Source organism: Streptomyces sp. Inha503, assembly GCF_047215865.1.
Classification (GTDB): domain Bacteria; phylum Actinomycetota; class Actinomycetes; order Streptomycetales; family Streptomycetaceae; genus Streptomyces; species Streptomyces lycopersici.
Genome location: NZ_CP178360.1, coordinates 3,497,206 through 3,523,300, shown reverse-complemented (window position 1 = coordinate 3,523,300; position 26,095 = coordinate 3,497,206). Strand labels below are relative to the sequence as shown.

Annotated in this window: 20 protein-coding genes; 13 read left to right on the top strand and 7 right to left on the bottom strand. The window is 72.6% G+C overall.

Going from position 1 to position 26,095, the window contains the following annotated elements; translation table 11 throughout:
- Positions 1–304: 304 nt before the first annotated feature.
- The 3 genes from ACJX2R_RS14365 (at position 305) to ACJX2R_RS14355 (ending at position 3,861) form a co-directional block, all read left to right on the top strand.
- Entirely contained in the window at positions 305–1,210 is a 906-nt protein-coding gene (locus ACJX2R_RS14365; protein ID WP_198281587.1) for a S1 family peptidase, read from the top strand.
- A gap of 239 nt (positions 1,211–1,449) precedes the next feature.
- A complete protein-coding gene (locus ACJX2R_RS14360) occupies positions 1,450–2,391 on the top strand; it encodes a slipin family protein (RefSeq protein WP_413100439.1) in 942 nt (313 codons plus the stop codon).
- Between the two features lie 393 nt (positions 2,392–2,784).
- Entirely contained in the window at positions 2,785–3,861 is a 1,077-nt protein-coding gene (locus tag ACJX2R_RS14355; RefSeq protein ID WP_262705113.1) for a S1 family peptidase, read from the top strand.
- A 142-nt stretch (positions 3,862–4,003) separates the two neighbouring features.
- On the opposite strand, the gene ACJX2R_RS14350 is transcribed toward ACJX2R_RS14355, so the two are convergent.
- Both ACJX2R_RS14350 and ACJX2R_RS14345 read right to left on the bottom strand, forming a co-directional pair.
- Positions 4,004–4,447, bottom strand: coding sequence for a subtilase-type protease inhibitor (locus ACJX2R_RS14350; protein WP_413100438.1), 444 nt, complete (start codon positions 4,445–4,447; stop codon positions 4,004–4,006).
- A 566-nt stretch (positions 4,448–5,013) separates the two neighbouring features.
- Positions 5,014–5,475 carry a PPOX class F420-dependent oxidoreductase gene (locus tag ACJX2R_RS14345; RefSeq protein WP_413100437.1) on the bottom strand — a complete coding sequence of 154 codons (462 nt, stop codon included), beginning with the start codon at positions 5,473–5,475 and terminating at the stop codon, positions 5,014–5,016.
- 267 nt (positions 5,476–5,742) lie between these two features.
- Between ACJX2R_RS14345 and ACJX2R_RS14340 the strand changes: the two genes are divergently transcribed.
- The 3 genes from ACJX2R_RS14340 to ACJX2R_RS14330 all read left to right on the top strand — a co-directional run bounded on the left by ACJX2R_RS14340 (position 5,743) and on the right by ACJX2R_RS14330 (position 11,587).
- Complete coding sequence (locus ACJX2R_RS14340) at positions 5,743–9,318, top strand: DNA polymerase III subunit alpha (RefSeq protein WP_413100436.1); 3,576 nt, start codon at positions 5,743–5,745, stop codon at positions 9,316–9,318.
- A complete protein-coding gene (locus ACJX2R_RS14335) occupies positions 9,315–10,427 on the top strand; it encodes a DNA polymerase Y family protein (protein ID WP_413100435.1) in 1,113 nt (370 codons plus the stop codon). Before ACJX2R_RS14340 ends, ACJX2R_RS14335 begins: the two co-directional genes overlap by 4 nt.
- 266 nt (positions 10,428–10,693) lie before the next feature.
- Positions 10,694–11,587, top strand: a complete 894-nt coding sequence (locus ACJX2R_RS14330; protein WP_413100434.1) for an esterase/lipase family protein — start codon at positions 10,694–10,696, stop codon at positions 11,585–11,587.
- Positions 11,588–11,728: 141 nt separating this feature from the next.
- Here the strand turns inward: ACJX2R_RS14330 and ACJX2R_RS14325 are convergent, their stop codons facing one another.
- Positions 11,729–12,145, bottom strand: coding sequence for an organic hydroperoxide resistance protein (locus ACJX2R_RS14325; protein WP_078559105.1), 417 nt, complete (start codon positions 12,143–12,145; stop codon positions 11,729–11,731).
- Between the two features lie 121 nt (positions 12,146–12,266).
- Here ACJX2R_RS14325 and ACJX2R_RS14320 point away from each other — a divergent pair, with 121 nt between their 5' ends.
- Positions 12,267–12,797, top strand: coding sequence for a MarR family winged helix-turn-helix transcriptional regulator (locus ACJX2R_RS14320; RefSeq protein WP_413100433.1), 531 nt, complete (start codon positions 12,267–12,269; stop codon positions 12,795–12,797).
- A 22-nt stretch (positions 12,798–12,819) separates the two neighbouring features.
- On the opposite strand, the gene ACJX2R_RS14315 is transcribed toward ACJX2R_RS14320, so the two are convergent.
- Both ACJX2R_RS14315 and ACJX2R_RS14310 read right to left on the bottom strand, forming a co-directional pair.
- Entirely contained in the window at positions 12,820–13,623 is an 804-nt protein-coding gene (locus ACJX2R_RS14315; protein ID WP_413100432.1) for a methyltransferase domain-containing protein, read from the bottom strand.
- Positions 13,620–15,020, bottom strand: coding sequence for an APC family permease (locus ACJX2R_RS14310; protein WP_413100431.1), 1,401 nt, complete (start codon positions 15,018–15,020; stop codon positions 13,620–13,622). Before ACJX2R_RS14310 ends, ACJX2R_RS14315 begins: the two co-directional genes overlap by 4 nt.
- A 79-nt stretch (positions 15,021–15,099) precedes the next feature.
- Here ACJX2R_RS14310 and ACJX2R_RS14305 point away from each other — a divergent pair, with 79 nt between their 5' ends.
- Positions 15,100–15,555 carry an Lrp/AsnC family transcriptional regulator gene (locus tag ACJX2R_RS14305; protein ID WP_182471018.1) on the top strand — a complete coding sequence of 152 codons (456 nt, stop codon included), beginning with the start codon at positions 15,100–15,102 and terminating at the stop codon, positions 15,553–15,555.
- A gap of 185 nt (positions 15,556–15,740) precedes the next feature.
- Here the strand turns inward: ACJX2R_RS14305 and ACJX2R_RS14300 are convergent, their stop codons facing one another.
- Positions 15,741–16,796: a lytic polysaccharide monooxygenase gene (locus ACJX2R_RS14300; RefSeq protein ID WP_413100430.1), complete on the bottom strand. Its 1,056-nt coding sequence runs from the start codon at positions 16,794–16,796 to the stop codon at positions 15,741–15,743.
- A gap of 198 nt (positions 16,797–16,994) precedes the next feature.
- Here ACJX2R_RS14300 and ACJX2R_RS14295 point away from each other — a divergent pair, with 198 nt between their 5' ends.
- The 5 genes from ACJX2R_RS14295 to ACJX2R_RS14275 all read left to right on the top strand — a co-directional run bounded on the left by ACJX2R_RS14295 (position 16,995) and on the right by ACJX2R_RS14275 (position 25,647).
- The gene (locus ACJX2R_RS14295) at positions 16,995–19,088 is read left to right on the top strand and encodes a carboxyl transferase domain-containing protein (RefSeq protein ID WP_413100429.1); all 2,094 of its coding nucleotides are present in this window, start codon (positions 16,995–16,997) and stop codon (positions 19,086–19,088) included.
- A gap of 98 nt (positions 19,089–19,186) precedes the next feature.
- Positions 19,187–20,539 carry an ATP-grasp domain-containing protein gene (locus ACJX2R_RS14290; RefSeq protein ID WP_413100428.1) on the top strand — a complete coding sequence of 451 codons (1,353 nt, stop codon included), beginning with the start codon at positions 19,187–19,189 and terminating at the stop codon, positions 20,537–20,539.
- Complete coding sequence (locus tag ACJX2R_RS14285) at positions 20,536–22,575, top strand: IucA/IucC family protein (protein WP_413100427.1); 2,040 nt, start codon at positions 20,536–20,538, stop codon at positions 22,573–22,575. Before ACJX2R_RS14290 ends, ACJX2R_RS14285 begins: the two co-directional genes overlap by 4 nt.
- A 91-nt stretch (positions 22,576–22,666) precedes the next feature.
- Positions 22,667–24,418, top strand: a complete 1,752-nt coding sequence (locus tag ACJX2R_RS14280; protein ID WP_413100426.1) for an IucA/IucC family protein — start codon at positions 22,667–22,669, stop codon at positions 24,416–24,418.
- Entirely contained in the window at positions 24,415–25,647 is a 1,233-nt protein-coding gene (locus ACJX2R_RS14275; protein ID WP_413100425.1) for a type III PLP-dependent enzyme, read from the top strand. The genes ACJX2R_RS14280 and ACJX2R_RS14275 overlap by 4 nt, the downstream gene beginning before the upstream one ends.
- A 7-nt stretch (positions 25,648–25,654) precedes the next feature.
- Here the strand turns inward: ACJX2R_RS14275 and ACJX2R_RS14270 are convergent, their stop codons facing one another.
- Positions 25,655–26,092: a VOC family protein gene (locus tag ACJX2R_RS14270; protein WP_413100424.1), complete on the bottom strand. Its 438-nt coding sequence runs from the start codon at positions 26,090–26,092 to the stop codon at positions 25,655–25,657.
- Positions 26,093–26,095 lie beyond the last annotated feature (3 nt).

The window sequence follows — 26,095 nt, the reverse complement described above, 5'->3', positions numbered from 1 at the left end:
GCGGCCCGGCCGCCGGGACGCGATACGTCCGCGCCATAACGGAACCCGATCGCCCTTGCGTCCGTCTCACCGGATACCCAAGGGGATGGGAGCACAAGCCCCGGCGGCCTGAACCCGCCGGGGCTATGTGGCGTGTGCCCGACGGCTGTTCCGAATTGTCCTCTTGCGCACTGCGCCCGGAGCCACGAATACTTCCGGAAGCGCTTGTCAGGGGCACGCCGAATCGGTCATATCGGCGTGCTCATTGACTGCGCCTCACGGGCCTGCCCACCCAAGCGGACCCCCGATTCCCCCGGAGGAAGAGTTGAGGATCAAGCGCAACGCCCCCCACAGCAAGCAGGCGAGACGTATCGCCCTGATCGCCGCGACCTCCGCCCTGGTGGCCGGAACGGCGCTTGCCGCCCCCGCCGCCTACGCCGGTAGCGACGGCGCCCGCACCTTCAGCGCGGCCGAGGCCAAGTCGGCGAGCAGCGCCGTGCTCGAGGCCGATGTCGCGGGCACCGCCTGGTATGTCGAGAAGGGGACCAACAAGCTCGTGGTCACCGCCGACAGCACGGTGTCCCAGAGTGAGATAGCCAAGATCAAGAACACCGCCGGCTCGAACGCCGACGCGATCGAGGTCAAGCGGACCTCCGGCAAGATTCAGAAGCTGATCTCGGGCGGCGACGCGATCTACGCGAGTAGCTGGCGCTGCTCCCTCGGCTTCAACGTGCGCAACAGCAGTGGGGCCAACTACTTCGTCACCGCCGGCCACTGCACCGACGGCGCCGGCACCTGGTGGTCGAACTCCGGCCACACCACCACCATCGGCCCGACGGCCGGCTCCAGCTTCCCGACCAACGACTACGGTCTGGTCCGGTACAGCGGCTCGGTCACCCCCCAGGGCACCGTCGGCAGCCAGGACATCACCTCGGCCGCCAACCCGACCGTGGGCCAGACGGTCACCCGGCGCGGCTCCACCACCGGCATCCACAGCGGCCGGGTCACCGCGCTGAACGCCACGGTCAACTACGGCAACGGCGACATCGTCTACGGCATGATCCAGACCACTGTCTGCGCCGAGCCCGGCGACAGCGGCGGCCCGCTCTACGCCGGCTCCACCGCCCTCGGCCTCACCTCCGGCGGCAGTGGCAACTGCACCTCCGGTGGCACCACGTTCTTCCAGCCGGTCGTCGAGGCGCTGAACGCGTACGGCGTGAGCGTGTACTGACCGGCGTCGTTCCCGAAGCTGATCAGCTCCGCACCAGGCTGAACGAGAGCCCCCGTCCGTGCTGCCGGACGGGGGCTCTCCGCGTTCGGCGGGGGCTCTCCGCGCCGGTGGGAAGCGCCCTACGGGGCGGCCTGACGGGGGTTTTCCACAGCCCTCCCCACTGTTCGGCGGTCGGACTATCGTGGACATCAGTACCCCACGAGGGGCATTGTTCGCGATACGGACGGCAGGTGGCCGTGATGGTCGATGCGCTCGTGACATTGATAGTGGTACTGGCTTGCCTCGGCGCCCTGGGCGTGCTGGCCGCGGCCCGAGTGGTCAAGCAGTACGAGCGGGGGGTGGTCTTCCGGCTCGGGAGGCTCCGCTCGGATATCCGGGGGCCGGGGTTCACCATGATCGCTCCGTTTGTCGACCGGCTCCAGAAGGTCAATATGCAGATCGTGACGATGCCCGTCCCCGCCCAGGAGGGCATCACCCGGGACAATGTGACCGTGCGGGTCGACGCCGTCGTCTACTTCAAGGTCGTGGACGCGGCCGACGCGCTGGTCGCGGTGGAGGACTACCGCTTCGCCGTCTCCCAGATGGCCCAGACCTCGCTGCGGTCGATCATCGGGAAGAGCGATCTGGACGATCTGCTCTCCAACCGGGAGAAGCTCAACCAGGGCCTGGAGCTCATGATCGACAGCCCGGCGGTCGGATGGGGCGTCCATATCGACCGGGTGGAGATCAAGGATGTGTCGCTGCCGGAGACCATGAAGCGGTCGATGGCCCGCCAGGCGGAGGCCGACCGGGAGCGCCGCGCCCGGGTGATCAACGCGGACGCGGAGCTGCAAGCGTCGAAGAAGCTGGCCGAGGCCGCCTCCCAGATGGCCGACACCCCCTCGGCGCTCCAGCTGCGACTGCTCCAGACGGTCATGGCGGTCGCCGCCGAGAAGAACTCCACACTGGTGCTGCCCATCCCGGTCGAGCTGCTGCGCTTCCTGGAGAAGGGTCAGCAGGAGATCCCGGCGGCGGCGCGGACGGGGGGCGGCGCGGAGGGCGGCGCCCCGGCCGCCGGTCCGGCCGCCGCGCCGGAGCGGGAGGCCGCGCCCGCGCAGCCCGGCCAGCCGGCCCAGCCCGCTCGGCAGGCGATGCCGACGCTCACCGAGCGCGAGCCGGAGCCGCATACGGTCGAGCGATGAGCCGTGGGAGGTGACCCGGCACGGAATCCCGCGAGGGAATCCTGCTAGGGAACCCCGCGACGGAACCCCGCGAGGGGATTCCGTCGCGGGGTTCCGTTAGGGGCTCCATGGGGTGATCCGCCTGGTTTGACGGCTCATCCGGATATCTGATTCGGTGCCCGTACACCTCGAAGGTGTGCGGGCACCACCATGTCCGGACATGAGTCCGCAGTGTAAATTTCACGCCCATGACGTGAACGCGCCCTTGTGCGCGCCCGGTGGTGATGGGAATACTCGGCGGCGCAAATTGGCATGGACGCGCCCCCGAGTGGGGAGATGCGCTATGCCGTTACGCCCTCCGGGCCCTGGCACCCCACTGCCGACGGGCCCAACCCCCCACTGGAAGGCAGAGAGTTGAAGCACCGCCGCATACCCAAGCGTCGTGTCGCCATCGCCGGAGCCGGCATAGCGGCCCTGGTCGCCACGGGCATCACCCTGCAAAGCGCCAACGCCGCCCCCGGTGAGCCCCAGCCCGACACCCTCTCGGTCGGCGCCGCCGGAAAGCTCGCCAGCACGCTCACCTCCTCGCTCAAGAGCGACACGGCGGGTTCGTACTACGACGCCAAGGCCAAGAAGCTCGTCGTCAACGTGGTCAACAAGGGCGTCGTGGACAAGGTCCGGGAGGCCGGGGCCGAGGCCAAGGTGGTCACGAACACCCTGGCCGAGCTGAGCAAGGCGCGTGAGACGCTGAAGCAGAAGGCCACCATCCCCGGCACCTCGTGGTCGGTTGACCCCAGAAGCAACAAGGTCGTCGTCACCGCGGACAGCTCCGTCAAGGGCACCCGGATGGCCACCCTCAACAAGGTCGCCGACGCGCTCGGCGACAAGGTCGAGGTGAAGCGCTCGGCCGGGAAGTTCTCCACCTTCATCGCGGGTGGCGACGCCATCTGGGGCGACGGTGGGCGCTGCTCGCTCGGGTTCAACGTCGTCAAGGGCGGCCAGCCGTACTTCCTGACCGCCGGTCACTGCACCGAGGCCATCAGCAGCTGGTCGGACTCGCAGGGCGGCGAGGAGATCGGGACCAACGAGGGCAGCGAGTTCCCCGGTAACGACTACGGCCTGGTCAAGTACACCAAGGACACCGACCACCCGAGCGCGGTCGACCTCTACAACGGCAGCAGCCAGGAGATCACCAAGGCCGGTGACGCCACCGTTGGCCAGAAGGTGACGCGCAGCGGCTCCACCACGCAGGTGCACGACGGCGAGGTCACCGGCCTCAACGCGACCGTCAACTACCAGGAAGGGTCGGTCGAAGGGCTGATCCAGACCAACGTCTGCGCCGAGCCCGGCGACAGCGGCGGCGCGCTCTTCGCGGGCGACACGGCGCTGGGTCTGACCTCCGGTGGCAGCGGTGACTGCTCCTCGGGCGGCGAGACCTTCTTCCAGCCGGTGCCGGAGGCGCTTCAGGCGTTCGGCGCCGAGATCGGCTGATCCGGCCGATCTGGCCGGCCTGGTGAGCGTTTCGCTCCCGCGGTCCGCTCCCGTGTGAACCAAAGCAGGCCCCCGGACACCCGTGGACGGTGTCCGGGGGCCTTCCCCTTTTCCGGTCAGTCTGTTTTTCCGGTTCAGCCCATCAGAACTCGAAGACCATCGTCGGGGCCGCGCTCTTGAAGCAGTTGTTCGCGAAGGTGTGCTCGTACGACACCCGGCGGCCGTCCCAGATTCCCTCGGCGGTGACGGTGATGGGGTGCCATTCCTTGGTGCACACCCGGCCGGCCTCCGCCCCGGTCCGCAGCTGACCGAACACGCCGCCTACGGAGTGGAGTTCGGCGCATGCTTTGGCGGGAGCCGGGTGGGTACCGGTGGGGGTGGGGCGACAGCTCAGAGTCACCGCCCGCTGGACCTCGGTCGTGGCCGCGTCGGCCCCCCAGCCGACGGTCAGGACCAGCGCGGACGGCGGATACAGGCTCTGCGGCTTGGCGGGCGCGGCATGTGCCGCGCCGCTCGTGCCGATCCCCAGCACGGCGCTCACGGCCAGTGCGGCTCCCAGCCCGATCGCCCCAGTAGTCTTCCGCATTTCGAACACTCCCTTGCTCGTCGTTGCAGATACCGGACGGAGTTCTACGCGGTGTGCGTCAGGAACGCACGTCGATCGAGCACTTCCGGTCGCTACAAGTAGTCGTTCGGTGGCTTATTGTCGCGTGCGGTGGATGTCCGGGCGCGGAACGCCGCGTGGCGACCGGGTGCGCGGCGCCGCGCGCATTGCGCCCCTCGATGGACCTCGTCCGCCGTCTCGCGCTCCTGTGGATGGCGTGCTCAGCGAGGTGGCCGAGGCGCTCAAATCGATTCAAGGGTGCTCAGGTGAGCGGGATCGAGTGATGTTCGTGATGCCTCTGGGGTGAGGGCTGTCGCGTACCACGCTAGAGCGAGAACCTGCCAGGGCAAGCCGACCGGCGGAATGGGGTCGGAGCCCGGAATCCGCGGCCCCTCGGGGCCGTCCCGGAAGCTGGGGCTTCGCCCCAGACTCCTGCCCCGGGGTCGATGCCCCGGCGCCGCGGGGGTCCAGGGGCGAAGCCCTTGGTATCGGAAAGGGGTGGGGAGGGGGGACGGCTCGCCGCAGGCGTCAATATCCCTGGCGGCCCCCTAGTCGCCCTGGCCCAGCCCTCCGCTCAGGGGTCCGGTCCGGCTCCCCCAGCCGTAGCCGCGCTCCGCGCGCAACCGCACCACCAGCCGCCGCTCGGCCACCATCGCCGCGCGGAACTCCTCCCAGTCCGGATGCTCGCCCTGGATCGCGCGGTAGACCTCCACCAGTTCATCGGCGGTGGCGTCATGGGGGTCGGCGGCGACCGGCGTCAGCTCGGCATCGCCCTCGGCCACCAGATAGGAGTAGTGGTCCCCGCTGGTGACATAGAAGCTCGCGCGCGGATCGCGGCGCAGATTGCGGGTCTTGGCGCGGTCGTCGGTGACGGAGATCCGGATGAGGCGCGTCGCGGGATCGTAGGTGAAGGCGACATTGGACAGCTGTGGCCGTCCGTCCCGCTTGAGGGTGACGAGCGCGCCGGTGCGCTGCTCCCGTAGCAGATCGAGCAGGGATCCCTCCGTCATGGTGATCAGCATACGCACGGGCCGGTGGCCCGCCTACTGATCCGACCCACCGGCCTCCGCTTCGACACGTCGGCCTCCGCTTCGACCCACCGGCTTCCGCGTGCCGCGTTCACAAGGCGACACGCGGGATTAAAGGGCGTTTTGGGTGCTTATGGTGGAGAGGGAAGTGCCATCGAAGCCGACTCGCACGCGTGTTCGAGAATGGGGTTATGGTGGGGCGTGGGAGATGCAGGGTCGGTCAGGGGGTGTGAGCAGCGGGAGGTGCGGATGCCAGGCTTCACGCATCTGCACACCGCGTCCGGGTTCTCCATGCGGTACGGGGCCGCGCACCCGGAGCGGCTGGCGCAGCGTGCCGCCGAGCGCGGTATGGACGCGATCGCGCTGACCGACCGCGACAGCCTCGCCGGAGCGGTGCGGTTCGCCCGTGCGTGTGAGCGCGCGGGGGTGCGGCCGCTGTTCGGGGTGGACCTCGCCGTACGGATGGAGGCCCCGGAGCCGGGGCGCACGGCCCGGCGCCGTACGCCGGTGCGCGGCGGGGCGTTCATCGACGAGTCCGCGCCCCGGGTGGTCTTCCTCGCCCGGGACGGCGCGCCCGGCTGGGCCGCGCTGTGCGGGCTGGTCTCCGCCGCCCACGCGGGGCTCGGCCACCCCGGAACCGCCCGGACGAACGGCGAAGGACCGCCCCTGCTGCACTGGCGCGATCTGGTGGGCGACCCCGGCGCGCTCGCCCCGCTGACCGCGCTGCTCGGCCCGGACTCCGACGTCGGCCGGGCGCTGGCCGCCGGACGCCCCGACCGGGCCGCCCGGCTGATCGCCCCCTGGCGTGAACTCTTCGGTGACGCGCTGCGGCTGGAGGCCGTATGGCACGGCCGCACCGGCACCGGACCGGGCTCGCTGCGGCTCGCCGCCCGTACCGTCGGCTTCGCCGCCGAGCAGGGCGTCCCGGCCGTGCTGAGCAACGCCGTGCGCTACGCCGACCCGGGGGAGGGGCCGGTCGCCGACGTCCTGGACGCGGCCCGCCGGCTCGTCCCCATCGACCCGCGCACCCCCGGGGCGCTCGACAGCGGTGAGCGCTGGCTCAAGGGCCCCCGGGACATGGCGAAGGCGGCCGAGCGGATCGTGGAGGCGGCGGGGATGCGGCGGGACGCCGCACACCGGCTGCTGGAGGAGACCCGGCGCACCGCCGCCGGGTGTCTGGTCGACCCCGAGGACCACATCGGCCTGGGCAGCGTCCACTTCCCCGAGCCCCGGCTGGTCGGGGCCGGGCGGCGGAGCGCCGAGCGGGTGCTGCGGTCGCGCTGCGCCGCCGCCATGGTGCTGCGGGGGTACGACCGCGACCAGGCGCGCTGGGAGCGGCTGGAGGACGAGCTGCGCACCATCGAACGGCTCGGCTTCGCCTCGTACTTCCTCACCGTCGCGCGGGTCGTCGACGACACCCGGGAGCTGGGCATCCGGGTGGCCGCCCGGGGCTCCGGCGCCGGATCGTTCGTCAACCATCTGCTGGGCATCGCCCATGCCGACCCCGTGGCCAACGGTCTGCTGATGGAGCGCTTCCTGTCGGTGCGGCGGGCCGCGCTGCCCGATATCGACATCGACGTGGAGTCGGCGCGCCGGCTCGACGTCTATCGCGCGATCTTCGAGCGGTTCGGGGCGGAGCGGGTCGCGACCGTCTCGATGCCCGAGACCTACCGGGTGCGACACGCCGTACGGGACGTGGGCGCGGCGCTCGGCATGGACCCGGCCGAGGTGGACCGGCTCGCCAAGTCCTTCCCGCACATCCGCGCCCGCGATGCCCGCGCGGCGCTCGCGGAACTGCCCGAGCTGCGGGAGCTACGAGAGGCGACCGCCGAGCAGAAACGTTTTGGCAGATTCTGGGAGCTGGTCGAGGCGCTTGACGGGCTGCCCCGTGGCATCGCCATGCACCCCTGCGGGGTGCTGCTCTCGGACGCCGGGCTGCTGGCCCGTACGCCCATCGTGCCGACCAGCGGCGAGGGCTTCCCCATGTCGCAGTTCGACAAGGACGACGTGGAGGAGCTCGGACTGCTCAAGCTGGATGTCCTCGGGGTGCGGATGCAGTCCGCGATGGCGCACGCGGTCGCCGAGATCCAGCGGGCCACCGGGCGTGTCGTGGACATCGACGACCCCGAACAGGTGCGGCCCGGCGATTCGGCCACCTACGACCTGATCCGGTCCACCGAGACCCTTGGCTGTTTCCAGATCGAATCGCCCGGTCAGCGCGATCTCCTCGGCCGGCTCCAGCCCACCTCCTTCCACGATCTCGTGGTCGACATATCGCTTTTCCGGCCCGGCCCGGTCGCCGCCGACATGGTCCGGCCCTTCATCGACGCCCGGCACGGCCGCAAGCCCCCGCGTTATCCGCACCCGGATCTGGAGGACGCGCTGCGCGAGACATACGGGGTCGTGGTCTTCCATGAACAGATCATCAAGATCGTGTCGATCATGACCGGATGTGAGCGGGACCTCGCCGACGAGGCGCGGCGCGCGCTGTCCGACCCCGAGCGGCAGGGGCGGGTGCGGGCCTGGTTCCACGCGGAGGCGGAGAAGCGGGGTTACGCGCCGGAGGTGCTGACGCGCACCTGGGAGATCGTCGAGGCGTTCGGCTCGTACGGCTTCTGCAAGGCGCATGCCGTGGCCTTCGCGGTTCCGACGTATCAGTCCGCCTGGCTCAAGGCCCACCATCCGGCCGCCTTCTACGCCGGGCTGCTCACCCATGACCCCGGGATGTACCCGAAGCGGCTGCTGCTGGCGGACGCGCGGCGGCGCGGGGTGCCGATCCTGCCACTGGATGTGAACCGGTCGGGGGTCGCCTATCGAATCGAACTGACGTCTGGCGCTTCTCATGACAGCGGTAGCAAATGCGATAGCAGTAGCAAACATGACAGTGGTAGTAAGAGCGACAGCCGTCATAAAGCGGACGTCGGTATCCGGCTGGCGCTGAGCGACGTCCACGGCATCAGCGAGGCCGAGACCGAGCGGATCGCGGCCGGACAGCCGTACTCCTCGCTCCAGGACCTGTGGCTGCGCGCCCACCCCGGGCGGCCGGTCGCCGAACGGCTGGCCCAGGTCGGCGCGTTGGACGCGTTCGGCGCGAGCCGCCGCGATCTGCTGCTCCAGATCGCCGAACTGCACCGGCAGCAGCGGGGCGCCGCCGCCCGGCACAACGCGGAGGGCCAGCTTCCGTTGGCCGAAACCGGCCCCGCCGCCCCCGCCGGACTCCCCGACCTCGACGCGGACGAACGCCTCGGCGCCGAACTCGGCATCCTCGGCATGGACGTCTCCCGCCATCTGATGGGCGACCACCGGGACTTCCTGGAGGAGCTGGGCGCGATCCCCGCGAAGCGGCTGCGCGACGCGCCGCACGGCGAGGTCGTGCTCGTCGCCGGCGCCAAGGCCGCCACCCAGACCCCGCCGATCCGCTCCGGGCGCCGGGTCATCTTCACCACGCTCGACGACGGTACGGGGCTGGTCGACTGCGCCTTCTTCGACGACAGCCACGCGGCGTGCGCGCACACCGTCTTCCACTCCTGGCTGCTGCTCGTCCGCGGCGTGGTCCAGCGGCGCGGTCCGCGCAGCCTCAGCGTCGTCGGCTCGGCCGTGTGGAACCTCGCCGAGCTGGCCCAGCTCAGGAAGGAGGGCGGCCTCGGGGCGGTCGCCGCCGAACTGGCGGGGGCGGGCCCGGAGACGGGCGAAGCGGACTCCGGCCGCCGCATCGAGATGCCCACCGGCTACGCCATGCACCCCTGGGCCGACCTCCGGCCCGCGGGCGACCAGGCCGCCACCGGCCGCAAACTGTGGCACTCCAGCCCGGGGAGCGCGGGATGACCACCGGCCGGCCCCCCTTCCCGACCCGTCTGATGGACATGGCCCTGCCGGGCGGCGGCCGGGCCGTGGGCCCCGAGCGGGCGGTCGAGGTGCCGCATGTGCTGTACGTGCGGTTCCACCCCGCGCCCGGGGAGGACGTCTACCAGGGGCTGCTCACCCTGCTCGGCGAGCTGACGCCCGTCGTCGAGGCGCTGCCGCCCGATGCCGCGCTCGCGGATGTGCGGGGCGCGCTGCGGTACTTCGGGCGGGACGCGGCGGGGCTGGCCGAGATCGTACGGGTCCGGGCGCTGGCCCGGTACGGCGTGGACTGCACCGTCGGCGTCGCCGCCAACCCCCTGCTCGCGCGCATGGCCGCCCACGAGGCCCAGGAGGCCCGGGGTGCTCAGGGGGCTCAGGGCGCTCAGGAGTCCGGGGCGGTCCGTACCGTACCCGGCGATCCGGACGCCGTCGCCGCGTTCCTGGCCCGTAAGCCGCCCATCGCCCTGCCCGGGGTGGGGCCCGCGACCGCGCGCACCCTGAGCGCGTACGGTCTGGACAGCGCGGCGCGGATCGCCGCCGCGCCGCTGTCCACCCTCCAGCGGATCCTCGGCGCGGCGACCGCGCGCCGCGTCCACGCCTGGGCGCGCGGTATCGACCCGGCGCCGGTCACCCCGAACGCCCCCGCCCGTGCGATGGGCGCCGAACACCGTTTCCGCCGCGACGAGTTGGACCCCGTCCGCCGTCGCCGCGCGCTGCTCACCCTCGCCGACGGGCTCGGTGTCCGGCTGCGGACGAGCGGGCAGGTGGCGGCCGCGATCAGCCTCACCGTCCGCTACGCCGACCGCTCCACGACCACCCGCACCCGCACCCTGACCGAGCCGACCGCCCACACCCCGGCGCTGACCGCCGCCGCGTACGCGCTGCATGACGCGCTCGGGCTCCAGCGGGCCCGGGTGCGGTCCGTGGCGCTGCGCGTCGAGGGGCTGACGGACGCCGGACTCGCCTCCCACCAGCTGACGTTCGACCCCGCGGACGAGAAGTCACGCAGGCTGGAGGCCGCCGCCGACCGGGCCCGCGCCCGCTTCGGCGTCTCCGCGGTCCGGCCCGCCGGGTTCCTCGACGTCGCGTAAGTTCCTCGTCGCGTACGTTCCTCGGCGTCGCGTAAGCCGCAGGTCCCACCAGTCCCACTGGATTTCCCCACTTCGCTTAACCCGGCGCATTCCTGGACGTCACGTGAAAATCGCGTGGACGTTCCTTCACTGACGAATGGCTGGATGGCTTTGCTACTCGCGCGTAATTTCGAGTGAGCGCACCACTCTTGTGATCCGGATCGCAGGGCGCAGCGCAAGCGCACCGTCAGCGCGACTCTCTCCCCCACCAGCGAGGAGTTCATGTGATGCTGCCCTGGAGGCGTATCCGGCGATTCCGGAAGACCAAGACCCGCACCTTACTACCCGCCCTGGCCCTCGCGGTCGCGGCGACCGCGGCGACCCCCACCGCCGCGCTCGCCACGGACACCGCGTCGAAGGCGGCGAGCGGCGGCTGGAACGACTACTCCTGCAAGCCATCGGCCCAACACCCCCGCCCCGTCGTCCTGGTGCACGGCACCTTCGGCAACTCCGTCGACAACTGGCTGGGCTTCGCCCCCTACCTGGTCCAGCGCGGTTACTGCGTCTTCTCCCTCGACTACGGCCAACTGCCCCTCGTCCCGCTGTTCAACGGCCTGGGGCCGATCGACCAGTCGGCCAAGCAGCTGTCCGCCTACGTGGACCGGGTGCTCGCCGCGACCGGCGCCGCCAAGGTCGACATGGTCGGGCATTCGCAGGGCGGGATGATGCCCCGCTACTACCTCAAGTTCCTCGGCGGCGCGCCGAAGGTGAACGCACTGGTCGGCATCGCCCCCACCAACCACGGAACCACCCTGTCCGGGCTGACGAAGCTGCTGGACTACTTCCCCGGGGCCGGCGACATCATCGCCAAGGGCGCCCCGGGGCTGATGGACCAGGTGGTCGGCTCGGACTTCCTGCGGCGCCTCAACGAGGGCGGCGACACCGTCCCCGGAGTGCGCTACACCGTCATCTCGACCAAGTACGACGAGGTCGCCACGCCCTACCGGGCACAGTTCCTCTCCGGTCCGAACGTCAAGAACGTGGTGATCCAGGATCTGTGCCCGACCGACATCTCCGAGCATGTGACCATCGGGCTGACCGACGGTCTGGCCTTCCATGAGGCCGTCAACGCCCTCGATCCGGAACACGCCACGCCGACGACGTGTGCGTCGGACGACTGACGCTTGACGGCACGTGGATGAAGCGCACGTCATGGCGCGCCCTGCCTCGGTCCGTACGAGCAGGGCGCGTCGTCCGTCGGGCCGGCCGCCGTCCGATCACTCGGTGACGAGCTCGACCTACTCGGTGATGAGCTCGACCTCTTACTCGGCGATGAGCTCGACCTCGATGTTGCCCCGCGTCGCCTTGGAGTACGGGCACACCTGGTGCGCCTGCTCGACCAGCTTGCGGCCGGTCTCGTTCTCCAGCTCGCCCGGCAGCTCGACGCGCAGCGTCACCTTGAGCCCGAAGCCGTCGTCCGCCGCGTCCTTGCCGATGCCGACCTCGGCGGTGACGGAGATGTCCTTGGTGTCGACCTTGGCCTGGCGGCCGACGAGGCCGAGCGCGGAGGCGAAGCAGGCGGCGTAGCCCGCGGCGAACAGCTGCTCGGGGTTGGTGCCCTTGCCGTTGCCGCCGAGGGCGGGCGGCATGGCCAGCGGCAGGTCGAGCTGTCCGTCGGAGCTCACGGCCCGGCCGTCGCGTCCGTTGGCCGTGGCCACCGCGGTGTAGAGAGCGTCCATGAAGACCATCCCTTTCGTGTTCCGGCAGTCGGATGGAGGTGGGGGCTCGGGGTGCCCCGCCTCTTGAGCAGAAGTAGAGCACACAATTAAGTTGCGCACAACTAAAGGGTACGCTGGGGGCATGTCACACCAGCCCGACCGCACCACCGACAGCACTGCCGATCGCGGCACCGACCGCCCCACCACCCCCGAGCCGCGGCCCTCCGACGAACTGCTCCGGCTCGACCGGCAGCTCTGCTTCAGCCTGCACGCCGCCTCCCGCGCCTTCGACGGCCTCTACCGCCGGGTGCTGCGCGACACGGGGCTGACCTATCCGCAGTACCTGGCCATGCTGGTGCTCTGGGAGCACGGGGAGATGCCGGTCAAGCGGCTGGGGGAGCATCTGCGGCTGGACTCCGGCACCCTCTCGCCGCTGCTCAAGCGGATGCAGTCGGCCGGACTCGTCCAGCGCGAGCGCAGCGCGCACGACGAGCGCTCGGTGACGGTCCGGCTCACGGCGGAGGGGGTGGCGCTGAAGGAGCGCGCCCAGGGCGTACCCCTGGCGGCGATGGAGGCCAGCGGCCTCGACCTGAAGGAGGCGGTGGAGCTCCAGGCGCGGGTCCGGCGGCTGACGGCGGCCCTGGACGCGGCGCTGGCCGAGGAGACGCCGTAGGTGGACCCGGAGCAGGCAGACCCTAGGCGGGTGCCACGGCCACCAAGACGTGCAGGCCGCGCGGCCCCGGGGCGGCATGGACCACCTCGAGCCCCGTGTCCCGGCAGCGGTCGGCGAGCCAGTCCGTGCCGATGCGCAGTTTGGGGTACGAACTGGTGTGCAGCGTCCAGCCCTCGGGCGTACGGACGTGGAGCAGGTCGTGCACCTCGACGGTGTCCGCGTCGCGATACTCCAGGAAGCAGGTCAGTATGCGCTCCGCATCACTTCTGACCGGCAGGAAGCGGGCCGTCCCTTCGAGCGGCCGGGTCAGATCGCGGTAGGTGACGACCAGCCGGCCGCCCGGGGCGAGGGCTCGGGCCGCGTCGGCGAGCAGTGCGGGCACGTCCTCCTTGGCGGGCAGATGGGTCAGCGTGTCGCCCATGCAGACGATCGCCGACACCCCGCCCGGTGAGGTGAACCGCGGCAGCGCACCGCGCAGATCGGCCCGTACGGGACGGATCGCGGGGGCGGCGGAGTCCAGGGCGTCCGGGGCGTCCGTGCCGCACGTTCCGGCTGCGGCCAGGGCCAGTTCGTCGAGCAGGGTCTGGTTGGTGTCCACGGCGGTGATGTGGAAGAAGCCCAGCGCGGCGAGGGCGAGCGTCTGGGCGCCCGGTCCGCAACCCAGGTCCACGGCGCGGGCCCGGGCGGGGCCGGGGCCCGGGGACACGCCCAGCTCACGCAGCAGCGCGGTCTGTTCCTCGGCCGCCGCGCGGAGATCGCCCCCAGTCATCCAGGTGTAGTGGGCGGCCAGCAGCCGCTCGTAATGGACTTCGGCGGAGGTGGTCATCCGGAGTTCTCCTCGCTCGTGGCGGTCGTGGCGGTCGTAGTGGCCTTGTCGGTGCCGTTGCGGGTGCGGAAGGTCTGGAACATCGGGAGCGGTCGGCGGCTCCGGAGTGTTCGGCACGCCTGGAAGCACAAGGCCACGACCGCCAGCGCCGGCGGAATCAGCAGCAGCGGGCCGGAGAGGGCGAGCACGGTCGAGGTCGCGGCCACGCTGCCGACCGCCGCCCACCACAGCGGTGTACGGCGCGGCAGCAGCGTCAGCGCCGCCAGCAGCCCGGCCAGGGTGACCGCCGCGAGACAGGTCGAGGTGGCCCGCATCAGCCGGTCCAGCCCGGCCGTGCCGGTCGCGGTCACCGCCCCGACCACGGCACACCCCACGGCCAGCACCGCGAGACTGCGCCGGGGCACCTCGCCGGGCGCGCCGCCCCGGGCCAGCGCCCGGGGCGCGGCCCCGTCGCGGGCGAGGGCGGCGCCGAGGCGGGCGGCGCCCGCGAGATAGGTGTTGACGGCGCCGAAGGACAGGAAGAGTGCCGCGGCGGCGGCCACCGGCCGGGCCGCGTCCCCCACGCTCAGCGTCAGCAGCGCCGTCAGCGGGGTGTCAGTGGTCGCGGCGCCGGGGCCCAGCGCGCCGATCGTCGCCACCGCGAGCCCCAGATACAGCACCCCGACGACGGTGAGCGTGAAGGTGGTGACCCGTGGCAGATCGCGCCGGGGATCGGCGAACTCGGCGGACAGATGGCTGGCCGCCTCCCACCCCACGAAGCCGAAGAAGAGCACCCCCGCCGCCGAGCCGACCGAGTGCCAGCCGCCCGGCAGGAAGGGGGTGAAGTGCGCGGTGCGCAGATGCGGCGCCGCCGCGATCACGGCGGCCAGCAGCAGGGCCGCGAGCAGCCCGGCCAGCAGCAACTGCACCCGGCTGGACAGGTGCAGCCCACGGGAGTTGGTGGCGAAGGCGGCCGCCAGGACGAGCGCGGCGACGGCCGCCGCGCCCGTACGGTCCCAGCCCGCGGCGGCGGCCGTGTACTGCCCGCCGATCCAGGCGCCCGCGACCACGCCGACCGGTACGGAGCCGTAGAACCACCAGCCGACCGTGGCCGCCGCGCGCGGCCCGAACGCACGGTGGACATAGGTGGCCACCCCGCCGCCGTCCGGGAACCGGGCGCCGAGCGCGGCGAAACACGCGGCCACCGGCACGCTCGTCGCCAGCAGCACGGCCCAGGCCAGGATCGAGGCGGGTCCGGCGGCCGCGGCGGCGAGCGCGGGCAGGGCGAGCACCCCGGGCCCGAGGACGGCGCCCACATACAGCGCCGTACCGCCGCCGATCCCCAGACGGCGAGGGGAGGGGACGGAGGGTGAGGGGGAGGTGTGTGGAGCGGTGGTAGGAGTGCGTTGTACGGTCATGCCGGAGAAAGCTAGCTGGATGAACATGGGGAAAACGGCCCTGCCGAAGGAAATTCGGCGGGGCCGGGAAGTGGGCGTCATGGACGAACTTGATACGGCGATCGTCCGCGAACTACAGCGCGACGCACGGCAGACCAACCGCGAACTCGCCCGGACGCTCGGCATCGCCGCCTCCACCTGCCTGGAGCGGGTGCGGGGGCTGCGCAACCGCGGAGTGATCACTGGCTATCGCGCGACGGTCGATCTGCGTTCGCTGGGGCGGCCGGTGCAAGCACTGCTCGCGGTCCGAATCCGGCCGCTCAGCCGGGAGGTGATCGAGGGGTTCAAGGCCTATCTGGTCACACTCCCCGAGGTGCTGTCGGTGTATGTGGTCGCGGGCGGCGACGACTTCTTGGTGCATGTCGCGGTACGCGATGTGGACCGGCTGCACGCGTTCTTGATGGACCGGGTGTCGGGGCGCAAGGAGGTCGTGGACTTCCGCAGCTCGATCATCTACCAACATGTGGCGGGCGATGTGATCACTGAGCTGGAGTGACGACGGGGAAGGCGACGGGGAAGAGCGCGAAGAGAGCCGGTCCCGGGGGTGCCGTCATCCGCCCCGGAACCGACTCCGTCCGATCGGCCACGGCCACCGCTACAGCCACGGACACGGCGTCAACGGCGTCGCCGTAAGGCTTCGGCCTCAGCCGTGACGTACGGCCTCAGTGGTGACGCGGGACCTCAGTCACGGCCTCGCCGTACGGTCTTGCGGCGGTTGGCGACGGCGAACAGGACGGCCGCGCCGGTGGCGAGGACCGCTGCGCCGCCGATGGCCATGGGGCCCGTGGACCCGTCGTCCCCGGTCTCGGCTAGGCGCTGCCCGTCGGCGGCGCTTCCGGCCTGCGAGCCCTGCGCGCCCTCCGGTCCGGTGCTCGCGGCCATGACCTCGGCGTTCTTGGCCTCCATGGCCTTCTCGTCCGCCGCCTCCGCCGCCTTCGGCTGGTGGTTGGCCTCGGCGCCGCTGTCACCGCCGTGGCCGTGGTGATCGACCGTGGACTTCTCGGCGCCCTTCGCTATCTGGGCGTCGTTGGGCGCGGCGGGCGTGGGTGCGGAATCCGCTTTCGTCCCGGCTCCCTCGGCCGCGGCGGCCCCTCCGCCGAAGGTCACGTCCGAGCAGGTGTAGAACGCCTCCGGGCTGTCCGAGCGCTGCCAGACGCTGTAGATCAGATGGCGGCCCGACTTGGCCGGCACCTTCCCCGAGAAGACGTAACTCCCGTCCCGCAGCGTGGGGTCGGTGACCTTGGCGAACGGCTTCGCCTCCAGGTCGGCCCAGGTCAGGGGCTTCGTCGGGTCGTAGCCGTCCTTGGTGATGTAGAGCTCGAAGCTGCCGCGGTGGGGCGCGGTGGCCCGGTAGGTGAAGGTGTGCTCACCGGCCGTCATGGCGGTGGCGGGCCAGTCGGCGCGCGGCAGGTCCAGGCCCTTGTACTTGTCGCGGCCCGCGCTGCACAGCTTTCCGTCCGGGATGATCTCCTTGTGGCGCCCGGCGGCGTCCGGGATGTTGACCTCGTTCCAGTCGTAGAGCGCCTGGGTGCCGCCCGCCTGGACGGCAGCCTTGCAGGCCGCCGAGTCCGGGCTCTCCGGCCCCTCCGCGAAACACGCCGACACCCGGCTGACCGGGTCCGTCATCGAGCCGTGCGCGGAGGCCGGGTCGGCGCTCAGCGCGGTGAGGGCGAGCGGCACCATGCCGAGTACGGCGATGCGGGCGGTTCTGCGGCGAACGGTCGCACGAACGGTCATCGTCGGGGACTCCTTCGGTGGGGGGTGACGCGCAGCACGCTAGCCCCGCCCACGGGCCTCCCCGCCGGTCTTATGGCGCCGTTAAGGAGCAGCTCAGGCCCAGCTGAGACTGGGCGGGGCGCGGGGGTACCCGAGGTGATCCACCCGAGGTGATCGCCGATGGTTGCGAGGGGTCGGTGGCGTGGAAGGGTGACACATATGACCGGTACGAACTCGCCCAGCGCCACGGGCGCCTCCCGCGACACGGGCTCCCGCCCCGAGGGCGGCTCCCGCGCCACGGGCTCCCGCGCCTCCCGCGACACGGGCTCCCGCGCCTCCCGCCCGTCGGCCCGTGAGCTGATCGAGGCCATCGTCGACCCCGGCAGCTGGCACGGCTGGGACGAACCGGTGGAGATCACGACGGACGACCTCGAGTACCGGGCCGACCTGGAGCGGGCACGCGAGCGCACCGGGCTGGACGAGTCGGTCATCACCGGTGAGGGCCGCATCGAGGGGCGGAGGGTGGCGCTGATCGCCTGTGAGTTCCGTTTCCTGGCCGGTTCGATAGGCGTGGCAGCGGGGGAGCGGCTGGTACGGGCCGTGGAGCGGGCCACGGCGGAGCGGCTGCCGCTGCTGGCGGCACCGGCGTCGGGCGGCACCCGGATGCAGGAGGGCACGGTCGCGTTCCTCCAGATGGTGAAGGTGGCCGCGGCGATCACGGACCACAAGGCGGCGGGCCTGCCGTACCTCGTCCACCTCCGTCACCCCACCACCGGCGGCGTCCTCGCCTCCTGGGGCTCCCTGGGCCACGTCACGGCCGCCGAGCCGGGCGCCCTCATCGGCTTCATGGGCCCACGGGTGCACGAGGCGCTGTACGGCGAGGAGTTCCCGCCCGGCGTCCAGAACGCCGAGAACCTGATGAACCACGGCCTGATCGACGCGGTCCTCCCGCACAGTCGCCTGTCGGGCGTGGCGGCCCGAGTACTGAGGGTGCTTTGCGCGGGCGCCCCCGCACCCGCCGCCGCCCCGGCGGCCGTCCCGCCCGCATCGGCGGGCGCTTGGGGCGCGGCCGGGGCCGCCGCGGCGGACCGCGGCGCGCCGGGTGACGTGCCCGGTGGCGGGGTGTCGCCCGCCGGGGGCGGCAGTGGGCGTTGCGGCGCGAGGGGCGCCGCCACGGCGGAGGCGGCCGGACCCGCCGGGGGTGTGTCGGCCGCCCACGATCAGGCCGCGCTCGCGGCCTCCGCCGGGGCCGGCGAGGCGCCCGAGGGTGTGGAGAGCGGGGCCCCGGCCCCCACCGCCGACGCCGGGACCGCGGCGGAAGACCCCGGGCGGCGCGAGAACGCCGCGCCCGGGTCCGCCACGGCGGCCGTCCCTGGTCGACCAGGGAGCGGGGCGCCGGGGGCGCCGGGCGGTTCCGTGGCATCCGCACCCGGGGCACTCGACGACACGGACGCGGGGGCGGTCGTGCCGACCGCGGAAGTGTCGATACGGGCTTCGCGGCGGGTGGAGCGGCCCGGGGTGCGGGATTTGTTGCGGGTGGCCGCCGAGGATGTGAGTCCGCTCAGTGGTACGGGGGCCGGGGAGCACGACCCCGGGTTGTTGCTCGCGCTCGCCCGGGTCGGGGGGACTCCCTGCGTCGTCCTCGGGCACAACCGGCGCAGTGCCCGTAAGGGCGAGACCGCCGAGGGACCGGGGGAGGGGCAGGCGCTGGGGCCTGCCGGGTTGCGGACCGCGCGGCGCGGGATGCGGATCGCCGCCGAGCTCGGGCTGCCGCTGCTCACCGTCATCGACACCGCGGGCGCCGCGCTCAGCCGCGAGGCCGAGGAGGGCGGGCTCGCGGCGGAGATAGCGCGGTGCCTCGCCGACATGGTGACCCTGCCCGCGCCCACCCTCTGTCTGCTGCTCGGCCAGGGAGCCGGTGGCGCCGCGCTCGCGCTGCTGCCCGCCGACCGGGTCGTGGCGGCGCGCCACGCCTGGCTGTCGCCGCTGCCGCCCGAGGGCGCGTCCGCGATCCTCCACCGCACCACGGAGCGGGCGTACGAGGTCGCCGCACGTCAGGGCGTACGTTCCGCCGACCTCCTCGCCCAGGGCATCGTCGATCGCATCGTGGAGGAGGATGCGGAGGAGGATGTGGAGAAGGACGTGGAGAAGGACGTGGCGGGGGACTCGGAGGGCTTCGGGGCGCCCGATGTCTTCCTCAGCCGCCTCGGCCAACTCCTCGGCGCCGAACTCGCCGCCCTCCGCGCCCAGGACCCGGACGAGCGGCTCGCCGCGCGCCGGGTCCGCCATCGCCGTATCGGACTACCCCGTTGACGCCGAGCGTTGACGATCTTGACGGCCAATTGGGGCCAAACGGGCGGACCGGAACGTCGAATTAGCGGTCTTAGGCATGCCTAACCTAATCTCGGGCCGTGAACGAGAATGATCTCGATGCGGCGTCACGGCCGTTCTCCTCCCCTGCCCGCAGCGGCCTCTCGGCCGCCCCGCGGCCGCCTCGGCTCCACCTCCTTGCCCTCAACCCCACCGACTCCGTCACCGAGGGCTTCCTCCCCGCGGCGGCCCGGCTCGGCCTGGCGGTCACCCTCCTCACCGACCAGCCCGAGGCCCATGAGCGCGCCTATGGCAGACGGGAAGAAGACGGCGCGGCCCCGCACCCCTTCCCCGCCCTCGACTTCCCCGCCCTCGACTTCCCCGCCCTCGACATCGCCCCCTGTGACGTACGGGACTTCGCCGAGGTCATCAGCCGTATCGCCGCCGACGGCCCCCGCCCCCGCGCCGTCTTCACCAACAGCGACCACCTCCAGGCCCAGGCCGCCCTCGCCGCCCAGTACTTCGGCCTCCCGGGCAAGGACTGGCGCGCCGCGCTGCGCACCAAGAACAAGGCCGAGCTGCGCCGCGCCCTCGCCGCCGCGGGCCCGGACGTCGCCGACCCCGTCTGGTCCGCCGAACTCGCCACCGGACAGGACCCCGCCACCCTCGCCGGGCTCGACGCGCCCTACCCCTGTGTGCTCAAACCGCGCGAGGGCGTGGCCAGCGAGGACGTCGTCCTCGTCGCCGACGCGGACGAACTCGTCCGGCGCTGCGCCGAGATACGGGAACGGCGACCGGGCGCGGCCCTGGTCGTCGAGGAGTTCCTCGACGGCGAGCTGCGCACCCTCGAAACCCTCGGCGACGGCCGCACCCTCCACGTCCTCGGCGCCTTCCGCACCGAGCTCTCGCCGCCCCCGCACTTCATCGAGGAACGGCTGCACCTGCTGCCCGCCCCGCCGCCGCAACCGCACACCGATCAGGTGCTGGCGCAACTGCGTGCGCTGGGCGTCGGCTTCGGCGTGTGCCACACCGAGTACGTCGTCCAGGGGGACCGGGCCCGCCTCATCGAGGTCAACTACCGTGCCATAGGCGACCAGTGCGACCTCGTCCTCGCCGAACTCCTCGGCATCCCCCTTTTCGAGTACATCCTCCGTACGCACATGGGCGAGCCGCTGCCGGACGACCTCGGCGCGCGCACCGACGGCAAGGTTCGCATGGAGTACGTCATGGCCGACCGCGCCGGGCGGCTCGCCTCCGCCCCTCCGGCCAGTGTGACCGAGCGCGACGGCGTACGGCTGGACTACCGGCCGCTGCGCGGGGTCGGCGAGGAGCACCCGCTCCACCGCACCAACCGCGACTTCCTCGGCGTGCTCCGGGCCACCGGCACCGACCAGGGGCGGATCGACGCGGCGGTGGCGCGGTTCCTCGCGGCCCACCGATGGGAGATCGTGTGACAGAGGAAGAGGAGCTTCTCGGACGGGTGCTCGACACGCTCCTCCGAGAGGACGCCTACAAGCTGCGCAGCCACGCCGTCCCGGTGCGGCGCGCCGACGGCGACTGGCTGCGCATCGCGCTCCCGGGGGTCGAGGGGTCCGAGGGGGGCGAAAGCGTGCTGCTGCCGGTGGAACCCGAAGGCTTCCAATGCGACATCCGCACCCGCCGCCCGGCCCGGCTGCTCTGTGCGTCCGCGCACGGCGAGTGGGAACCGGCCGCCGCCGAGCAGGCCCTGGCCCCGCTGGGTGGCGCCGAGCCCGGCCCGCCCGGCCCCGGTTCTGCTGAGCGCCACCCGGGCTCGGGCGCTCACGCGACGTCGTCCGTGCCCGGCCGCCCGTACGTCGCAGGGGCGGCATCGGGCGTCGTCGGCCCGGACCGCGACCGGGACCGTGGCCGGGACGGGGGCCGTGCCGGCGTGGCCGCGCCGCCGTCCGCGCCCGGTCGTCGTTCCGCGCCCACCGTGCTGACCGGGCTCGACGCCGTCCTCGGGCGGCTGCGGCGGGCCGTGCCCGACGAGGACCGGGCGCTCTACGACGTCTTCGTGGACGAATGCCGTCAGGCGCTCGACGCCATGCGGCTGCACACCCGCGTGCGGCCCCGCGTCGTCGCCGAGTTGGGCGCGCGGTACGGGCAGCGGTGGGGCGGGATGGCCGGAGCCCTCGCGTATGACACGCTCGCCGCCTTCCGCGACCATCCGGTCTATCCGACCAGCCGGGGGCGGTCCGTTTTCAGCGAGGAGCAATTACGGGCCCACGCACCCGAGTTCCACCCCACCTTTCCGCTGCGCTGGCTCGTTCTCCCGCGCGAGGCGGTGTGCGGGGATCCGGCGCGGCTGCCCGGCTGGTGGCCCGCGCCCGGGGACCTCGGGCCAGGGCCGAGCGACGGCCACCTCGCCCTCCCCGTACATCCGCTCACCCTTGGACCCCCGCTGGAGAACGCCCTCCGCGCGGCCGGGCTCCACGACGCCGCCCGGCTCGCCGAGCGCCCCCTGCTGGACGTGCGGCCCACCCTCTCCATGCGGACCGTGGCCGTCGCCGACGACCTGGCCGACGACCCCCTCGTCCACCTCAAACTGCCCCTCACCACCTCCACCCTGGGGCAGCGCAACCGGCGGTCCGTCAAACCCGGCACGCTGATCGACGGCGAAGTGGGGCAGCGGCTCGTGGCGGCCGTGATCGAGCGCGAGCCCAGGTTCGGCGCCACCGTGCTGCTCGCCGACGAGACCACCCACCTCCACGCCGGACACGAACTGCTCGCCACGCTCGTCCGCCGCTACCCGCCCGGTCTGGAGAACGCCACCATCGTGCCGCTCGCCGGGCTGCTCGCCCCCGCCCCGGACGGCACGCTCGTCATCGACGGGCTCGCCGAACGCCACTACGGCGGGGACGTCCTCGCCCTGCTGGACGACTACCTCACGCTGCTGTTCGACTTCCACACCACCCTCTTCGCGTACGGCATCGCGCTGGAGTCCCATCAGCAGAACACGTCGCTGGTCTTCGAGGACGGCAGCGAGAACGGCGGTGCGGTGCCCCGGCTACGGCTGCTCATCAAGGACCACGACGGCCCCCGCGTCCACGCGATACGCCTCGCCGCCATGATCGGCGGAGGACCGGCCGCCGATCTGTGCGGCTTCGACGACCGCAGGATCCTGACGTCCGGCGACGGGCCGGTGGCCGATGTATTCACCACCATCACCGTCCACCTCTGCGCCGCCGCCCCCCTCTTCGAGCTCGCCCGCCTCGGCCGGGCCCCGCTCGACACCTTGTTGCGGCGGCTGCGCGACCGGCTCACCGACGCCGTCGACCGGCTCGCCGTCACCCGGCCCGGCGCGGCCGCCGCGCTGCTGCGCAGACGGGTGCTGGACGCGGACCGGCTGCCGGTCAAGGCGATGGTCACCGCCGGCACCTTGTTCACCAAGGAGCGCTCGGGCGCCGCGGACATCAACAAGCACTACGTCACCGGGCCGAACTATCTGCTGCGGGGAAGCGGCAGATGACCGCCGCGCCCGATCGGCCCGTTTTCCCGGACCCCCGAACCCCGCACTTTCCCTCCGTACCTCTCTCCTCCGCACCCGTTGGAGCCGCCCCATGCCCATGACCTCCTCGCCCGCCGCGACCGTGGCCTCCGCCGACCACGCCACCGCCCACACCCTCCTCAACTGTCTGCTCCGTGAGGTGTCGGGACCGGAGCACCAGACCGTCGTGGCCGATGGATGGCTGCGGCTGAGGCTGCCGCGCTGTGGGGTGCTGTTGCGCGTCGAGTTGCGGCGCACCTCCCTCATCGGGGCGCACCGCTTCACCGGGCCGGTCAGCGAGGAGCGCGACGGCACATGGGCCGAGGTGTCCTGGCGCGGGCTGGCCGAGCGGATCCACCGGGAGCTCCAGCTGCGCACGGGGGTGACCAACGATGAGTTCCTGGGCCAAGTGGCCTCCAGCCACGAGGGGATGACGGCCGCCCTGGAGGCCCTGGATTCCCTGGAGGACCGGAGCGCGGAGAGCGATAGCGCCCAGGACCTCTACCTCGCCTCCGAGCAGTCTCTCCTCTTCGGCCACCGCTTCCACCCCACCCCCAAGGCCCGCACCGGCAGCGCCGACTCCTGGTCGCGGTTCGCCCCCGAGGCCGGGGCCCGCTTCCCCCTGCACCACCTCGCCGTACGCCAGGAGTACGTGCGCGAGGAGTCCGCGCGGCCCGGGGCGCTCGCCGCGCTGGACCGGCAGGGCGCCGTCCCCGAGGGCTACCGGCTGCTGCCCGCGCACCCCTGGCAGTACGCGATGCTGCGCGAGCACCGGCTGCTGCGGGCGGCCATCAGCCGGGGCGAGGTGTTGGACCTCGGGCCGGGCGGTGCCGAGTTCGCGCCCACCGCGTCGGTCCGTACGCTCTACGACGGCCGGGACTTCCTCAAGTTCAGCCTGAACGTGCGGATCACCAACTGCCTGCGCAAGAACGCCGACTACGAGCTGTCCGGCGCCGTCGCCCTGACCCGGCTGCTGGAGCCGGTCGCCGCCGATCTCGCCGCCCGCTTCCCCGGCTGTGAGCTGCTGCGCGAACCCGCGTACCGGACGCTGGACCTCGGCGACCGCGAAAGCGGCGGCGACGGCGGCGACCGGCAGCTGATCGAGGGCTTCGGGGTGATCGTCCGCGAAGGGCTGGCCGCCCGGCTGCGGCCCGGCCTGACCGCGCTGCTCGCGGCGGCCGTCGCCGATGAGTACCCGACCAGCGGCGCCCAGATCTCCCGGCTCCTCCCCGACGCCGGCCCCGACCGGCTCTCCGCGTGGTGGCAGGCGTATCTGGAACTGCTCGTACCGCCCGTACTGGCCGCCTACTTCGACCATGGCGTGGTCCTCGAACCCCACCTCCAGAACGTCGTCATCGGCGTCGATCCCGCCGACGGCACCCCGCACCAGGTGCTCTTCCGCGATCTGGAGGGCACCAAGCTGGTGCCCGAGCACCACACCGCCGCGCTCGCCGCGCTGCCCGAGGCCGTCGCCCGCCCGCTGACGTACGAGCGGGAGCGCGGCTGGGACCGGGTGGTGTACTGCCTGCTGGTCAACCACATCGCCGAGATGGTGGCCGCCCTCGCCGACCGCTGCCCGGGGCTGGAGCCCGCGCTGTGGTCGGCGGTCCGCCGGGTGCTGTGCGAGCGTACGGCGGCCCATGACCACCCGCCCGCGCTGCGCGCCCTCGTGGCGGGCGTGCCGCTGCCCGCGAAGGCCAACCTCCTCACCCGCTGGGGCCGTCGGGCCGACCGCCACGCGGGCTATGTCCGTATCGCCAGTCCGCTCGCCTCCGCCCTGCTGTCCGAGGCGGCCCACGTCATGCACCCCGGGAGCAGCCGTTGATCACCCCCGCCGTCCGTACCCTCGCCACGGAGCTCACCGGCGACGACCTTCCCGCCTACGTCTACGACCTGGCCGCGCTCCGCGCGCACGCGCGGGCCGTACGGGACGCGCTGCCGCCGGGCCTCGAGCTGTACTACGCCGCGAAGGCCAACCCGGCGCCCGCCGTCCTCCAGGCTCTCGCGCCCCACGTCACCGGCTACGAGGTCGCCTCCGGCGGTGAGGTGGAGCATGTCCGCGCGGCCGTGCCCGGGGCGCCGCTGGCCTTCGGCGGACCGGGCAAGACCGAGGGGGAGCTGCGGCGGGCGCTGACGCTGGGCGTGGAGCGGTTCCATGTGGAGAGCGAGCAGGAGCTGCGGCTGCTGGCCGGGGCGGCGGACGACGCGGCGATCGACACCGTGGACGTCCTCCTGCGGGTCAATCCCCCGTTGGCCGGTGAGCGGGCGGATGGCGAAGGGGCGCTCGGCGCGGCCCTGGGCGGCGCGGCGCTCGCCATGGGCGGCCGTCCCAGCCCCTTCGGGCTCGACCCCGAGGCGGTCGAGCGCTGCCTCCCCCAGCTCTCCCCGGGCGGCGCGGGCGGCCCCCTCCGGCTGCGCGGCATCCATGCCCACCTCGCCAGCGGCCTTGACGCCCCCGCCCAGGTGGCCGTGGCCGCCGCGATCGCCGACTGGGCGCGGAAGCTGTCCGAACGCCACGATCTGGAGATCACCGAGGTGAACGTCGGCGGCGGGATGGGCGTGGACTACGCCCGCCCCGACCGCCGCTTCGACTGGGCCGCCTACGGCCGGGGCATGGCGGTCCTCGCCCTGCGCCACCCCGATCTCACCCTGCGGATCGAGCCCGGCCGGGCGCTGACCGTCTACTGCGGCTGGTACGTCACCGAGGTGCTGGACATCAAGCACAGCGGCGGCGAGGCGTTCGCGGTGGTGCGCGGCGGCACCCACCACATCCGCACCCCCGCCACCAAACAGCACGACCAGCCCTTCCAGGTGCTGCCCACGGACACCGTGTGGACCCGGCCGTGGGCGCGCCCGGCCGTACGGGAGGAGCCGGTCACGCTGGTCGGCCAGCTGTGCACCCCCAAGGACGTGCTGGCCAGCCGGATCCCGGTCGCGGAGCTACGGGTGGGGGACCGGGTGGCCTTCGCGATGGCGGGTGCGTACGCGTGGAACATCTCGCACCACGAGTTCCTGATGCACCCCCGGCCGGGCTTCCACTACCTGGAGGAATAGCCGTACGTCAGCCGTCGGCGGGCCGGGGCTCACCGCGATAGGTACCGAAGGACCACTTGTTGCCCTCCGGGTCGGCGATGGCGAATTCCCGGCTGCCGTACGGCTGGTCCTCGATGGGCCGGAGCACCCGCACACCGGCCGCCGTGAGGCGCTCGTACAGCGCGTCTACGTGGTCGGTGACGACGTACGCCCCGAAGGTGCCGGGCTCCAGGCACCAGGTCTTGGTCTCCGGGTCGTACGAGCCGAGCATGATGCCGCCGCCCTCGGGCCAGTCGAGCTGGGCGTGGGCGACGCGGTTCCCGTCCTGGTAGACGGCCGTGCGCAGGAAGCCGACCGTGTCGACCAGGAAGTCGATCAGGGCGACGGCGTCGTGGGCCTGGAGGGTGGGCCAGATGGCGGGGTCACGGTGCTGCTTCTGCTGCTGGTTCGGTGCGGTGTTGTCCATGGG

Coding starts and splice junctions, on each gene's coding strand:
- ACJX2R_RS14360 (WP_413100439.1), top strand. CDS start 1,450: ATGGTCGATGCGCTCGTGACATTGATAGTGGTACTGGCTTGCCTCGGC.
- ACJX2R_RS14350 (WP_413100438.1), bottom strand. CDS start 4,447: ATGCGGAAGACTACTGGGGCGATCGGGCTGGGAGCCGCACTGGCCGTG.
- ACJX2R_RS14345 (WP_413100437.1), bottom strand. CDS start 5,475: ATGACGGAGGGATCCCTGCTCGATCTGCTACGGGAGCAGCGCACCGGC.
- ACJX2R_RS14340 (WP_413100436.1), top strand. CDS start 5,743: ATGCCAGGCTTCACGCATCTGCACACCGCGTCCGGGTTCTCCATGCGG.
- ACJX2R_RS14335 (WP_413100435.1), top strand. CDS start 9,315: ATGACCACCGGCCGGCCCCCCTTCCCGACCCGTCTGATGGACATGGCC.
- ACJX2R_RS14330 (WP_413100434.1), top strand. CDS start 10,694: ATGCTGCCCTGGAGGCGTATCCGGCGATTCCGGAAGACCAAGACCCGC.
- ACJX2R_RS14325 (WP_078559105.1), bottom strand. CDS start 12,145: ATGGACGCTCTCTACACCGCGGTGGCCACGGCCAACGGACGCGACGGC.
- ACJX2R_RS14320 (WP_413100433.1), top strand. CDS start 12,267: ATGTCACACCAGCCCGACCGCACCACCGACAGCACTGCCGATCGCGGC.
- ACJX2R_RS14315 (WP_413100432.1), bottom strand. CDS start 13,623: ATGACCACCTCCGCCGAAGTCCATTACGAGCGGCTGCTGGCCGCCCAC.
- ACJX2R_RS14310 (WP_413100431.1), bottom strand. CDS start 15,020: ATGACCGTACAACGCACTCCTACCACCGCTCCACACACCTCCCCCTCA.
- ACJX2R_RS14305 (WP_182471018.1), top strand. CDS start 15,100: ATGGACGAACTTGATACGGCGATCGTCCGCGAACTACAGCGCGACGCA.
- ACJX2R_RS14300 (WP_413100430.1), bottom strand. CDS start 16,796: ATGACCGTTCGTGCGACCGTTCGCCGCAGAACCGCCCGCATCGCCGTA.
- ACJX2R_RS14295 (WP_413100429.1), top strand. CDS start 16,995: ATGACCGGTACGAACTCGCCCAGCGCCACGGGCGCCTCCCGCGACACG.
- ACJX2R_RS14280 (WP_413100426.1), top strand. CDS start 22,667: ATGCCCATGACCTCCTCGCCCGCCGCGACCGTGGCCTCCGCCGACCAC.
- ACJX2R_RS14270 (WP_413100424.1), bottom strand. CDS start 26,092: ATGGACAACACCGCACCGAACCAGCAGCAGAAGCAGCACCGTGACCCC.